The 14091-nt window shown below is 65.7% G+C and carries 13 protein-coding genes; all 13 read left to right on the top strand.

Annotated elements, in window-relative coordinates:
• The first annotated feature begins 33 nt into the window (after positions 1–33).
• A complete protein-coding gene (locus tag AB0O58_RS08095; RefSeq protein WP_045841912.1) occupies positions 34–1344 on the top strand; it encodes a bifunctional 3,4-dihydroxy-2-butanone-4-phosphate synthase/GTP cyclohydrolase II in 1311 nt (436 codons plus the stop codon).
• Positions 1341–1838 carry a 6,7-dimethyl-8-ribityllumazine synthase gene (gene ribH, locus AB0O58_RS08090; protein ID WP_027497000.1) on the top strand — a complete coding sequence of 166 codons (498 nt, stop codon included), beginning with the start codon at positions 1341–1343 and terminating at the stop codon, positions 1836–1838. The genes AB0O58_RS08095 and ribH overlap by 4 nt, the downstream gene beginning before the upstream one ends.
• The gene (locus tag AB0O58_RS08085; protein ID WP_027497001.1) at positions 1835–2308 is read left to right on the top strand and encodes a PH domain-containing protein; all 474 of its coding nucleotides are present in this window, start codon (positions 1835–1837) and stop codon (positions 2306–2308) included. Before ribH ends, AB0O58_RS08085 begins: the two co-directional genes overlap by 4 nt.
• A gap of 80 nt (positions 2309–2388) precedes the next feature.
• Positions 2389–4482 (top strand): excinuclease ABC subunit UvrC, encoded by a 2094-nt coding sequence (gene uvrC / locus AB0O58_RS08080; RefSeq protein WP_052053350.1) that lies wholly within the window; start codon positions 2389–2391, stop codon positions 4480–4482.
• Positions 4483–4568: 86 nt separating this feature from the next.
• Positions 4569–5435, top strand: coding sequence for an RNase adapter RapZ (gene rapZ, locus AB0O58_RS08075; RefSeq protein ID WP_032365838.1), 867 nt, complete (start codon positions 4569–4571; stop codon positions 5433–5435).
• Entirely contained in the window at positions 5432–6460 is a 1029-nt protein-coding gene (yvcK, locus tag AB0O58_RS08070) for a uridine diphosphate-N-acetylglucosamine-binding protein YvcK (protein WP_366238092.1), read from the top strand. The genes rapZ and yvcK overlap by 4 nt, the downstream gene beginning before the upstream one ends.
• Entirely contained in the window at positions 6451–7434 is a 984-nt protein-coding gene (gene whiA, locus AB0O58_RS08065) for a DNA-binding protein WhiA (protein WP_027497005.1), read from the top strand. The genes yvcK and whiA overlap by 10 nt, the downstream gene beginning before the upstream one ends.
• A 121-nt stretch (positions 7435–7555) precedes the next feature.
• A complete protein-coding gene (gap, locus tag AB0O58_RS08060) occupies positions 7556–8575 on the top strand; it encodes a type I glyceraldehyde-3-phosphate dehydrogenase (RefSeq protein WP_032400773.1) in 1020 nt (339 codons plus the stop codon).
• A 5-nt stretch (positions 8576–8580) separates the two neighbouring features.
• On the top strand, positions 8581–9792 hold the full coding sequence (locus AB0O58_RS08055) for a phosphoglycerate kinase (RefSeq protein ID WP_222080170.1): 1212 nt from the start codon (positions 8581–8583) through the stop codon (positions 9790–9792).
• A 3-nt stretch (positions 9793–9795) separates the two neighbouring features.
• Positions 9796–10581, top strand: coding sequence for a triose-phosphate isomerase (tpiA, locus tag AB0O58_RS08050; RefSeq protein ID WP_027497007.1), 786 nt, complete (start codon positions 9796–9798; stop codon positions 10579–10581).
• A 119-nt stretch (positions 10582–10700) separates the two neighbouring features.
• Positions 10701–10934, top strand: a complete 234-nt coding sequence (gene secG, locus AB0O58_RS08045; protein ID WP_027497008.1) for a preprotein translocase subunit SecG — start codon at positions 10701–10703, stop codon at positions 10932–10934.
• A 51-nt stretch (positions 10935–10985) separates the two neighbouring features.
• The gene (gene ppc / locus AB0O58_RS08040) at positions 10986–13817 is read left to right on the top strand and encodes a phosphoenolpyruvate carboxylase (protein WP_366238091.1); all 2832 of its coding nucleotides are present in this window, start codon (positions 10986–10988) and stop codon (positions 13815–13817) included.
• 61 nt (positions 13818–13878) lie between these two features.
• Positions 13879–14064, top strand: coding sequence for a hypothetical protein (locus AB0O58_RS08035; RefSeq protein WP_139278435.1), 186 nt, complete (start codon positions 13879–13881; stop codon positions 14062–14064).
• The last annotated feature ends 27 nt before the right edge of the window (positions 14065–14091 follow it).

Here is a 14091-nt window from a genome sequence, read left to right as displayed (position 1 = left end):
GAGCCAGGCCCGAGACCTATGGAGCGCACTTTCGTGACCAGGTTCGACAGTATCGAGCGCGCAGTTGCGGACATCGCTGCGGGCAAAGCAGTGGTGGTCGTCGACGACGAGGACCGCGAGAACGAAGGCGACCTCATCTTCGCCGCCGAGAAGGCCACCCCGGAACTGGTTGCCTTCATGGTCCGCTATACCTCGGGCTACCTCTGTGTCCCGTTGTCCGGTGAGGATTGCGACCGACTCGGCCTGCCGCCGATGTTCGCCACCAACCAGGACAAACACGGAACGGCGTACACCGTCACCGTCGACGCGCGAGAAGGTATCGGAACCGGTATCTCCGCCTCCGACCGAGCAGCCACGATGCGCCTGCTCGCGGACCCCGACACCGGAGCGAACGACTTCACCCGCCCCGGCCATGTCGTCCCGTTGCGCGCCAAGGAAGGCGGCGTACTGCGCCGCCCCGGCCACACCGAGGCGGCCGTGGACCTCGCCCGCATGGCCGACCTCCGCCCCGCCGGAGTCATCTGCGAGATCGTCAGCCAGAAGGACGAGGGAGCGATGGCGCAGACCGACGAGCTGCGGGTGTTCGCCGACGAACACGACCTCGCACTGATCTCGATCGCCGACCTGATCGCGTGGCGTCGTAAGCACGAGAAGCACGTCGTCCGCGTCGCCGACGCGCGAATCCCCACCAGCCACGGCACCTTCCGGGCCGTCGGTTACCAGAGCATCTACGACGAGGTCGAGCACGTCGCGCTGGTGCGCGGCGACATCTCCGGCCCCGACGCCGACGGCAGCGACGTGCTGGTCCGGGTGCACTCCGAATGCCTCACCGGCGACGTCTTCGGATCGTTGCGCTGCGACTGCGGCCCTCAGCTCGACGCCGCCCTCGAAATGGTGGCGGCCGAGGATCGCGGAATCGTGCTGTACATGCGAGGACACGAAGGACGCGGAATCGGCCTGCTGCACAAACTCCAGGCCTACCAACTCCAGGACGCAGGCTCGGACACCGTCGACGCCAATCTGCAGCTCGGTCTGCCCGCAGACTCCCGCGACTACGGAATCGGCGCCCAGATCCTCGTCGACCTCGGGGTCTCGTCCATGCGCCTGCTCACCAACAATCCGGCCAAACGAGTCGGGCTCGACGGCTACGGCCTGCACGTCACCGAGCGGGTGCCGATGCCGTTGCGCGCCAACGCCGAGAACCTGACCTACCTGCGCACCAAACGCGACCGCATGGGCCACGACCTGGTCGGCCTGGACGACTTCGAGCAAAATGACCCCACTGGCGAAAACGGTCATTCCGCAGGCTCCACTCCTGCCCGCGAGAACGGGGTCAACCCATGAGCGGCGACGGCGAACCCACCCTTCAGCTGGCAGGCGCGAGTGATCTGAAGTTGGCTGTCGTGGCCGGTCAGTGGCATCGGACGGTCTCCGAGGCGCTGCTCGCCGGTGCGCTCCGCAAAGCCGAGTCCGCCGGGGTACGCGACGTCACGGTCATACGCGTCGCCGGAGCCATCGAACTACCCGTAGTCGCCCAGGCCCTGGCTCGCACCCACGATGCCGTCGTCGCTCTCGGCGTGGTCATCCGCGGCGGCACACCGCACTTCGAGTACGTCTGCGATGCCGTCACAGCCGGCCTGACACGGGTATCGCTCGACGAGGGCACTCCGGTCACCAACGGGGTGCTCACCACCAACGACGAGCAGCAGGCGCTCGATCGCGCCGGTCTGCCCGACTCGTTCGAGGACAAGGGTGGGCAGGCCACCGCGGCCGCCATCGACACGGCCCTGACCCTCAAGCACCTCCGGCAGCCGTGGACGAATCAGGACTTCCAATGACGCGCGACGAATCCCCGTCCGAATGGGACATGGAAGTGAAGTCCCGTAAGTCGGCCCGGTACGCGATCGCTGCCGCGGTGTTGCTCGTCGTCGCTCACTCGACTGTCGCGGTGCTGCTTCGGGTGTCGCCGACCGGGGTCTACTTCAGGACCGCCGATCAGCTGGCGATGGCGGGAATAGGCGTGTTGCTGGCTGGCCTGGCTCTGCTGCTCACCCGCCCGCGCATTCGCGTCGGTCCGGCAGGTGTGGCGGTCCGAAACGTGTTCTCGGAGCGGATGATCGAGTGGGACCTCGTGCGCGGCCTGTCATTTCCCGACGGGGCGATGTGGGCCAGGGTCGACATCCCCGACGACGAGTTCATCAATGTGATGGCCATCCAGTCCAACGATCGTGAGCACGCCGTCGCGGCCGTCCGAAAGTTCCGTGCGCTCGAGCGCGAGTACGCGCCCGCTCGCGTCGATCAGGACTGACTCTCTGCCGCACGCTCTCGGGCACCGCTGCTGAGCTGGAGATGCGGAGAACGTCGGACCCGACCGCTAACGTGGAAGGCGTGTCCGACCCCGCTACCTATCGTCCGGCCACCGGAACCATCCCGGTGGAACCGGGCGTGTACAAATTCCGCGATCCGCACGGTCGCGTCGTCTACGTAGGCAAGGCCAAGAGCCTGCGCAGTCGCCTCAATTCCTACTTCGCCGACGTGGCCTCGCTGCATCCGAGGACCCGGCAGATGGTCACCACCGCGGCGTCCGTGGAGTGGACGGTGGTCACCACCGAAGTCGAGGCACTGCAGCTCGAGTACAACTGGATCAAGGAATTCGATCCACGGTTCAATGTCCGCTACCGCGACGACAAGAGCTACCCGATGCTCGCGGTGACGATGAACGAGGAATTCCCACGCCTGTTCGTGTACCGCGGACCCCGCCGTAAGGGCGTGCGCTACTTCGGTCCCTACGCTCATGCGTGGGCCATTCGCGAGACGCTCGACCTGCTGCTGCGCGTGTTCCCGGCACGAACGTGCTCGACCGGAGTCTTCAAGCGGCACAACCAGATCGGTCGCCCCTGCCTGCTCGGGTACATCGACAAGTGCTCGGCACCGTGCGTGGGACGCGTCAGCGCCGAGGAACACCGCAGTACCGTCGAGGACTTCTGCGACTTCCTGGCCGGCAAGACCGACAAACTCGTGCGGCAGCTCGAGAAGAAGATGCAGGCGGCCTCGGAGGATCTCGACTTCGAGACCGCAGCACGGTTACGTGACGACGTGGGCGCGCTGCGTCGGGCGTTGGAGAAGCAGGCCGTGGTGCTCGGTGACGGTACCGACGCAGATCTGGTCGCGTTCGCCACCGACGCCCTCGAAGCCGCCGTTCAGGTCTTCCACGTCCGCGGTGGCCGTGTACGGGGACAGCGCGGGTGGGTGGTCGAGAAGGCGGGTGAGGTGATCGAGCGGCAGGACGAGGCCGACCTCCCCGCCCTCGTCGAACAGTTTCTCACCCAGTTCTACGGCGAACAGGCGGCGTTGTCCGCGCAGACCCCGGGCACCGACGACGGCGGGTCCAACGCCGTTCCTCGCGAGGTTCTGGTGCCGGTGCTACCGGACAACGCCGACGAAGTGCAGGTGTGGCTCAGCGAGTTGCGTGGATCCAACGTCACGTTGCGGGTTCCGCAGCGCGGCGACAAGAAGGCACTGGCCGAGACCGTCGAACGCAACGCCAAAGAGGCTCTGCAGCAGCACAAGCTGAAGCGTGCGGGTGATTTCACATCGAGATCTGCTGCGCTGCAAGGTATTCAGGAGGCGCTCGACCTCGATTCGGCGCCGCTGAGAATCGAATGCATCGATATCTCGCACGTACAGGGCACCGATGTGGTCGCGTCACTGGTCGTGTTCGAGGACGGATTGCCTCGCAAGAGCGACTACCGCCACTACGCGATCAAGGAAGCGGCGGGCGACGGGCACTCCGACGACGTCGCCAGCATCGCCGAAGTGACCCGCCGTCGTTTCCTCCGTCATTCCGCAGACGGAGCCAATGCTGTCGGGAGCGGTGGCGATCTTGCTCCCGAAGCCGCGCTCGATCCCCAAACCGGGAGGCCACGCAGGTTCGCTTATCCGCCCAACCTGTTCGTCGTCGACGGCGGTGCACCGCAGGTCGCAGCTGCCGCAGCAGTGCTGGACGAACTCGGTGTCACCGACGTCGCCGTCGTCGGGCTCGCCAAACGACTGGAAGAAGTGTGGGTACCGGGGGAGGAGGATCCGGTGATCCTGCCGCGTACGAGCGAATCTCTGTACCTCCTGCAGCGAGTGCGCGACGAGGCGCACCGATTTGCCATCACCTTCCATCGGAGCAAGCGATCGCGCCGTATGACTGCGTCGGCCCTCGACTCGGTGCGCGGGCTCGGCGAGTCGAGGAGAACCGCGCTGGTGGCGCACTTCGGATCGGTGGCCAATCTCAAGAAGGCAACGGTCGAAGAAATCGTCGAGGTCCCCGGAATCGGCACCACTACCGCCAAGTCGGTGCTGGCCGCATTGGGTTCCGACCCGAGCGGGGCCGATGTAGGCGATGATGGCAGCGCAACGGCAACGACACCGGGCGAGAACACGGCCGACCATGCGATCGAACCGCGTGTGGAATCGGCGGGACAGGCTTCGTAGTGAGCGAACAACAGACACAGGCACACCCTCCGTCCGAGCCGCACCCCGGAAACCCCGACGAGCGGGCAGATTCGCCGCACGACGGCATCGAAGTGGCGTTGGTCACGGGCGTGTCCGGCGCCGGGTTGCGCACGGCCGCCAAGATTCTCGAAGATCTGGGTTGGTACGTGGCCGACAACCTGCCGCCCGAGCTCATTTCCAAGATGGTCGATCTCGGGCTGGAGTCGCAGCCCCGTATCGAGCGTCTCGCCTTGGTGATGGACGTGCGCAGCCGCCTGTTCACCGGCGATCTGGGCTGGGTGGTCAAGGAACTCGACTCCAAGGGTGTGCGCAATCGCGTGCTGTTCCTGGATGCGTCCGATGCCGTGCTGGTCCAGCGGTTCGAATCGAATCGGCGCAGTCACCCGTTGCAGAACGACGGCCAGGACGGAACTCTGACCGAGGGGATCACGGCCGAGCGACTACGGCTCGCGCAGGTCAAGGCGGCCGCCGACCTGACCGTCGACACGACCTCGTTGTCGGTGCACCAGCTTCGGCGCAAGATCGAAACGGTCTTCGGGGCCTCCGACACTGTCGGCGTCGGCGTGACGGTCCAATCCTTCGGCTTCAAGTACGGCTTACCGATGGATGCCGACCTGGTCTGCGACGTGCGTTTTCTGCCCAATCCGCACTGGGTGCCCGAACTGCGCGAACACACCGGTCAGGACGCGGATGTGCGCGACTACGTCCTCGGACAGAACGGGGCGCACGACTACCTGCAGACGTACACGCACCTGTTGAATCTGACCATCGAGGGATACGTGCGGGAAGGCAAGCGATACATGACGGTGGCCGTGGGCTGCACCGGAGGAAAACACCGAAGCGTCGCGATGACGGAGGCCCTGGCCGGTATTCTCGCCGAACAGGGGGACGTATCGGTCCGCGTCCTGCACCGTGATCTGGGCCGCGAATGAGCGATACTCCGCACCGTCCGGTATCGGGATCGGGTCCCAAGATCGTCGCTCTGGGCGGCGGCCATGGTTTGTACGCGACGCTGTCGGCAGCTCGGCTGCTCAGCAGCGATGTCACTGCAGTCGTGACGGTCGCCGACGACGGCGGGTCCTCGGGTCGTCTGCGGGCAGAACTCGGCGTCATCCCGCCCGGCGATCTCCGGATGGCGCTGGCTGCCCTGGCGCGCTCGGACGCCAGGACCCAGCTGTGGACCGACGTCATTCAGCACCGATTCGGGGGCACCGGTGCCTTGGCCGGCCACTCGGTGGGCAATCTGGTGCTCGCCGGGCTCACCGAAGTACTCGGCGACCCGATAGCTGCCCTCGACGAGATGGTGCACATGCTCGGTATCGACGGACGAGTGCTGCCGATGTCACCGATTGCGCTCGACATCGAAGCCGATGTGTCCGGCCTCGAGGACGACCCACGCGTGAGTCGCGTCATTCGCGGTCAGGTCGCCGTCGCCACGACGCCCGGCAAGGTTCGACGCGTGCGTCTGTTGCCAACGGATCCGCCTGCGACGCCGGCGGCGCTGGCCGCCATCGCCGCGGCGGACCTGGTCGTGCTCGGTCCCGGATCGTGGTTCTCGAGTGTCATTCCCCATGTTCTGGTGCCGGATCAGCTCGCTTCACTGGCGCGCACGAGCGCGCCCAAGGTACTGGTCCTCAACCTGGCACCGGAGCTGGGGGAGACCACCGGATTCTCCGCCGAGCGACATGTCCACGTACTCTCCCAACACGCACCTGATTTGGGAATCGACCACGTGTTGGTCGATTCTGCCTCGGTCCCGGAGGGCAGCAACCGCGAGCACGTGGCGCGCGCCGCGGCCCGGCTCGGCGCTGGGGTCGTCTACGTCGACGTTGCCGAAACCGGCACTCACGCACATCATTACGGAAAGCTGGCTGCTGCTCTCGGAGCCATCGTGTCGTCCACCGACGGCTCGGTACCGACAGCGGCGCGCAGAGAGGGGATCACTTCGTGGCCATGACAGCGGAGGTCAAGGACGAGCTGAGCAGGCTCACCGTCAGTCAGGTCAGCTGCCGCAAGGCCGAGGTGTCCGCCCTGCTGCGTTTCGCCGGCGGGTTGCACATCGTCGCGGGTCGAGTGGTGGTGGAGGCCGAGGTGGATCTCGGCTCCATCGCACGGCGGCTGCGACGCGAGATCTTCGAGCTGTACGGCTACTCCTCGGATGTCCACATGCTCAGTGCCGGAGGCCTGCGCAAGACGTCTCGGTACGTGGTGCGCGTGGCCAAGGACGGTGAGGCTCTGGCCCGCCAGACCGGGCTGCTCGACCTCCGTGGACGTCCCGTGCGTGGCCTGCCCGCTCAGGTCGTGGGCGGCACGGTCGGCGACTCCGAGGCCGCGTGGCGCGGCGCGTTTCTCGCCCACGGCTCGCTCACCGAGCCGGGCCGGTCGTCCGCGCTCGAGATCAGCTGCCCCGGGCCCGAAGCAGCGCTCGCCCTCGTCGGTGCCGCTCGGCGCCTCGGAGTGGCAGCCAAGGCACGTGAGGTGCGCGGCACCGATCGAGTCGTCGTACGAGACGGCGAAGCAATCGGAGCGTTGCTCACGCGCATGGGCGCTCAGGACACCCGGTTGGTGTGGGAGGAGCGCCGGATGCGCCGCGAGGTGCGGGCCACCGCCAACCGTCTGGCCAACTTCGACGACGCCAACCTGCGCCGGTCCGCTCGGGCCGCGGTTGCGGCCGCCGCTCGCGTCGAGCGGGCTCTGCACATTCTCGGCGACGACGTACCCGATCATCTCGCTGCGGCAGGTTCGCTTCGGGTTCAGCACCGCCAGGCCTCACTGGAGGAACTCGGTCAGTTGGCCGACCCGCCGATGACCAAGGATGCGGTGGCCGGTCGGATCCGGCGTCTGCTGTCCATGGCCGATCGGAAAGCGAAGGAGACCGGGATACCCGACACCGAGTCGGCGGTCACCGCAGAGCTGCTCGACGAGGCGTAGAGCGCCTCGATCGAGTGATGCGCGCGCTCCGCCGGAGCGCACACTAGGGTAGGAACCGCGTGTGGCACCCCGCATGCAGGCACGACCAGACATCTGTTTTCACAACTTTTAGGAGCGAACAGTGACGATCCGGGTAGGCGTCAACGGCTTCGGCCGCATCGGGCGTAACTTCTTCAGGGCTGTCGACGCGCAGAAGGCGCTCGGTACCACCGACATCGAAATCGTTGCTGTCAACGACCTGACCGACAACGCATCGCTCGCACACCTGCTCAAGTACGACTCGATCCTGGGCCGCTTGCCGCACGACGTCTCGCTCGAAGGCGAAGACACCATCGTCGTCGGCGGCCAGAAGATCAAGGCTCTGTCGCTGCGTGAGGGACCGTCCGCACTTCCGTGGGGTGAACTGGGTGTCGACGTCGTCGTCGAGTCCACCGGCATCTTCACCGACGCTGCGAAGGCTCAGGGTCACATCGACGCCGGTGCCAAGAAGGTCATCATCTCCGCGCCCGCCAAGGGCGAGGACATCACCATCGTCATGGGCGTCAACGACGACAAGTACGACGGCAGCCAGAACATCATCTCCAACGCGTCGTGCACCACCAACTGCCTCGGCCCCATCGCCAAGGTTCTCGACGACGAGTTCGGCATTGTCTCGGGTCTCATGACGACCATTCACGCGTACACGCAGGATCAGAACCTGCAGGACGGCCCGCACAGCGATCTGCGTCGTGCACGTGCCGCAGCTCTGAATGTCGTCCCCACCGGTACCGGTGCAGCCAAGGCCATCGGCCTGGTTCTCCCGCAGCTGCTCGGCAAGCTCGACGGCTACGCACTTCGGGTGCCGATCCCCACCGGCTCTGTCACCGACCTGACCGCTCTGCTGAAGAAGAAGGCCAGCGCCGAGGACATCAACGCCGCGATGAAGGCTGCCGCGGAGGGCCCGCTGAAGGGCATCCTGAAGTACAACACCGATCCCATCGTGTCCTCGGACATCGTCACCGACCCGCACTCGTCGATCTTCGACGCGCCGCTGACCAAGGTCATCGACGACCAGGTGAAGATCGTCTCCTGGTACGACAACGAGTGGGGCTACTCCAACCGCCTCGCCGACCTCATCGGTCTCGTCGGCAAGTCCCTCTGACACCGATGGCTGTCAAGACACTGCAGGATCTGCTCGATGCCGGTGTCGAAGGACGTGGCGTCCTCGTGCGATCGGACTTCAACGTCCCGCTCGAGGACGGCACGATCACCGACCCCGGCCGCATCCAGGCGTCGATTCCGACCCTTCGTGCACTGGTCGAGGCCGGTGCGAAGGTCATCGTCACCGCTCACCTCGGTCGCCCCGACGGCAAGCCCGATGCGAAGTACAGTCTGGCTCCGGTCGCTGCCAAGCTCGGCGAACTGCTCGGCCGGCACGTCCAGCTCGCGGGAGACGTTGTGGGTCAGGACGCCGAGGCACGCGCCGAGGGCCTGACCGACGGCGACGTACTGCTGCTCGAGAACATCCGCTTCGATCCGCGTGAGACCAGCAAGGACGAGTCCGAGCGAGCCGCACTGGCTCGTGAGCTCGTTGCTCTGGCCGGCGACGATGCGGCATTCGTCTCCGACGGATTCGGCGTCGTGCACCGCAAGCAGGCGTCGGTCTACGACGTGGCGCAGCTGCTTCCGCACTACGCGGGCACACTCGTCGCGGCCGAGGTCGAGGTGTTGGCCAAGCTGACCGAGGATGCGGCTCGTCCGTACGCGGTGGTGCTCGGCGGCTCCAAGGTCTCGGACAAGCTCGGCGTGATCGAGGCGTTGGCTCCCAAGGTCGACACCCTCGTCATCGGCGGCGGCATGGCGTTCACTTTTCTTGCCGCCCAGGGTTATTCGGTCGGTAACTCGCTGTTGCAGGAGGATCAGATCGGGGTCTGCAAGGACCTGCTCGAGCGCTTCGGCGACGTGATCCATCTTCCTGTCGACATCGTCGTCGGAGACAAGTTCGCGGCCGACGCCGAGTCCAAGACCGTCAAGGCATCCGAAATTCCGGACGGCTGGATGGGTCTGGACATCGGACCGGACTCGGTCAGTCGTTTCGCCGTCGTGCTGTCCAATGCGAAGACGATCTTCTGGAACGGACCTGCAGGCGTCTTCGAGTTCGACCAGTTCTCGGCCGGTACCAAGGGCATCGCAGAGGCGATCATCGGAGCCACCGAGAAGGGCGCGTTCAGCGTGGTCGGTGGTGGTGATTCCGCGGCTGCGGTACGCACCCTCGGGCTGCCCGACGACGGCTTCTCGCACATCTCCACCGGTGGCGGTGCATCCCTCGAATACCTCGAGGGCAAGCAGCTGCCCGGTCTATCCGTCCTGGAGGCGTAACGCATGGCACGTAAGCCGCTCATCGCGGGCAACTGGAAGATGAACCTCAACCACCTCGAGGCCATCTCGCTGGTGCAGAAGATCGCCTTCTCGCTGCCCGAGAAGTACTTCGACAAGGTGGACGTCACGGTCATTCCGCCGTTCACCGACATCCGCAGCGTCCAGACGCTCATCGAAGGCGACAAGCTCCTGCTCACCTACGGTGCGCAGGACGTCTCCGCCGAGGACAGCGGCGCATTCACGGGCGAGATCAGCGGGTCGATGCTGGCCAAGCTGGGATGCACCTTCGTCGTGGTCGGCCACTCCGAGCGACGCACGTTGCACAGCGAGGACGACGCCGTCGTGCTGGCGAAGACGAAGGCTGCCTTGAAGAACGGGCTCACACCGATCGTGTGCATCGGCGAGGGTCTGAACATTCGTGAGGCCGGTGAGCACGTGGCCTACAACGTGGCTCAGCTCCGCGGTTCGCTCGACGGCCTCTCGGCCGACGACATCGCCAAGGTCGTCATCGCCTACGAGCCGGTATGGGCCATCGGCACGGGACGCGTGGCCTCGGCGTCGGACGCTCAGGAAGTGTGCGGTGCCATTCGGGAGGAATTGAAGGAATTGGCGTCGGCCGAGGTCGCCGCGGGCGTCCGCGTGCTGTACGGCGGTTCGGTCAACGCCAAGAACGTCGGCGAGATCGTCGGTCAGCCCGACGTCGACGGCGCGCTGGTCGGTGGCGCTTCGCTCAAGGCGGACGAGTTCGCCACATTGTCGGCGATTGCCGCAGGCGGACCGTTGCCCTGATCGGCCATCGTCACCGCTGCGCAGAACTGGTTTCGGACACCTCGCTTCGGCGGGGTGTCCGAAGTCGTTCGTGGGGCCAGGTAGGCTGCTGAGGGCATCGAATCGAGTTTGAGGTGGACATGGATCTGTTTCTGGATATTCTGCTGGTCATCACCAGCCTGGCGCTGATCTTGCTGATCCTGCTGCATCGCGGCAAGGGTGGCGGTCTGTCCAGCTTGTTCGGTGGCGGCGTGCAGTCCAGCCTGTCCGGCTCCACGGTCGTCGAGAAGAACCTCGACCGCCTCACTGTCTTCACCGGCCTCATCTGGCTCATCGCGATCCTCGGGATCGGTCTCGAGATCAAGTACACCTGATCCGTCCCGGCTCCGAGTGCGAGTTGACGGCCGAGCGACGATACTGGGGGGATGAGCGAATCCTCTTACGAGTCAGTCGGTTCCCCGGCATTCGTCACACCGACAGCTCGCGGGCGAGAGTTGACCGAGCCACTACGGGAGGACATCCGCTATCTCGGCGGCATCCTCGGTGAGATCATTCGCGAACACGAGGGTGACGAGGTCTTCGAGCTCATCGAGTCCGCGCGAGTGGAATCCTTCGCGGTGCGCCGCTCGGAGATCGAACGCGACGACTCTGTCGGCCGGTATACCGATGTCGAAGTGGCGCAAGCTGTTCCGTTGATCCGCGCGTTCAGCCACTTCTCGTTGCTGGCGAACCTGGCCGAGGATCTCCACCGTGAGCGCCGGAGAGCCATTCATCTGGACAACGGAGACCCGCCGCAGGACAGCAGCCTGGACGCAACGTGGTCGAAGATCGACGCCGCCGCTCCGTCGCGCGAGCAGGTTGCCGCCGCGCTGACCGACGCGTTGGTGGCACCGGTCATCACCGCGCACCCCACCGAAACACGTCGTCGAACGGTGTTCGACGTCCAATCGAAGATCACCGCACTGATGCGTCGGCGCGAGGTCGCGTCGGCTGCCCCGGAGGGCAAAGCCGCCGGAGCCGCCAAGGAATTGGCCGCGATCGACGTGCAGATTCGCCGGCAGGTGCTGACGCTGTGGGAAACCGCCCTGATTCGGCTGTCGCGATTGCGCATCCAAGACGAGATCGAAGTGGGTCTCCGCTACTTCGAGTCCTCGCTGTTCGATGTCATGCCCGCCCTCAATGCCGATGTCCGCGCGGCGCTGCGAGCGCGATGGCCGGAGGACGACCTGCTGCCGCGGCCGATACTCCGGCCGGGGTCGTGGATCGGTGGAGACCGCGACGGTAACCCCAACGTGACCGGCGACGTGGTGCACACGGCCACCCATCAGGCCGGTTTCGTGGCGTTCGAGCATTACCTCGACGAACTGGTTGCGCTGGAGAAAGAGTTGTCGATGTCCGCGCGGCTGGTCGCGGTCACCGAGGAACTGGAAGCTCTGGCCGAGGCGTCGGCGGAACCGGACGATCGCCGGGCCGACGAACCGTACCGTGTTGCCGTTGTCGGTATCCGGGCCCGTCTGACAGCAACGGCACGGGCGGTTCTCGATGCGGTTCCGGTGTCCGGAATCGATCTCGGTGCCAACCAGTATGCGAGCCCGCAGGAAGTCCTCGACGATCTCGACACTCTCGACCGCGCGCTCCGGGCCGACGGAGACGGTCTGATCGCCGACGATCGACTGCTTCGACTCCGGCAATCGGTCGAGACGTTCGGATTTCATCTCCAGGCGTTGGACATGCGTCAGAACTCCGAGACCCACGAGGAAGTGGTCGCGGAGCTGTTGGCCTGGGCCGGGGTTCATCAGGACTATCGGTCGCTCGGTGAGGACGAGCGCGTGTCGGTGCTGTCCCACGAACTCGCCACTCGGCGTCCCCTGATCGGGCCCACCGCGCAACTCAGCGACCTCGCTGCGAAGGAACTGGGCATCGTCAAGGCGGCCAAGGAGGCCATCGACCACCTGGGCCCGGACACCGTTCAGAACTACATCATCAGCATGTGTCAGTCCGTCAGTGACATGCTCGAGGCGGCCCTGCTGCTCAAGGAGGCGGGGATCTTCGATCCCGGCGTCGACGGTTCGGCACCCAGGTCGACGGTGGGTGTCGTGCCGCTCTTCGAGACGATCGAGGACCTGCAGCAGGGTGCCGCGACGCTGCTCGCCACTTTCGACGTTCCGATCTATCGCGCTCTCGTGGCCGGTCGAGGTATGAACCAGGAGGTCATGCTCGGGTACTCGGACTCGAACAAGGACGGTGGCTATCTCGCGGCCAACTGGGCGCTGTACCGTGCCGAACTCGACCTGCTCGAAGCGTCCCGTAAGTCAGGAATTCGGTTGCGGCTCTTTCACGGTCGCGGTGGCACGGTCGGGCGCGGCGGTGGCCCCAGTTACGACGCGATTCTGGCGCAACCGCCCGGCGTGGTGCAGGGATCGCTTCGTCTCACCGAGCAGGGCGAGATCATTGCAGCGAAGTACGCCGAACCGTCGATGGCGCGGCGCAACCTCGAATCGTTGGTCGCGGGCACGCTCGAATCGACGCTGCTCGACCTCGAAGGATTGGGTGACGGCGCCGAGGCCGCCTACGACGTTCTGGACGACCTCGCGGCCAAGGCTCGGGCGGCGTACGGCCGGCTGGTGCACGAGGAGCCCGGGTTCGTCGAGTACTTTCGCACGTCCACGCCCGTTGCCGAGGTCGGCGAGCTGAACATCGGGTCGCGTCCGGCGTCGCGCAAGCCGACGAATTCCGTGTACGACCTGCGTGCTATCCCATGGGTGATGTCGTGGAGTCAGTGCCGCGTCATGCTGCCCGGCTGGTACGGCACCGGATCGGCCTTCGAGGAGTGGGTCGGTGACGACGACTCCAAGCTGGAGGTGCTTGCGGATCTGTATCGGAAGTGGCCGTTCTTCCGCACTGTGCTGTCCAACCTGGCGCAGGTCATGGCCAAGTCCGATCTGGGCATCGCCGCTCGGTATGCCGAACTCGTTCCCGACGCCGACCTCCGTGCACGCATCTTCGGCATGATCGAGGCCGAACACGCCACCACCGTTCGGATGTATCTGAAGATCACCGGTCACAGTCGATTGCTGGAGGACAACCCGGCGCTGGAGCGATCGGTACACAACCGGTTCCCGTACCTGGAACCTCTCAACCAGATGCAGGTCGAGATGTTGCGTCGATACCGCAACGGCGACGACGACGAACGGGTCAAACGGGGAATCCTGCTGACGATGAACGGCCTGGCTACGGCACTACGCAACAGCGGCTAGCACCGTACGTCTCGCTGCGCTGCCGCGGAACCGGTGGCCGACAGTCTGCGTCCAACCGGGTATGAGGACGTGCAGAAACACTCTCGACGCGTGGCGGGACGGGACGGCGTATCGGGTGATCGCTCGATCGCGGTATGCGGACTTCCGAGGCGGACTCGGTGACGACGGCGAGTCCATGCGTGGTTCGGACGGCAGTGCTTCAGACGGCGTCGGTTCGAACGACTACGGCGTCGATTCAGGGGAGTGAATCTCCTGAATCGACGCCGCAGTACGT

Source organism: Rhodococcus sp. NPDC080181 (assembly GCF_040702225.1).
Classification (GTDB): Bacteria; Actinomycetota; Actinomycetes; order Mycobacteriales; family Mycobacteriaceae; genus Rhodococcoides; species Rhodococcoides fascians.
This window is presented reverse-complemented; position numbering and strand designations above follow the sequence as displayed.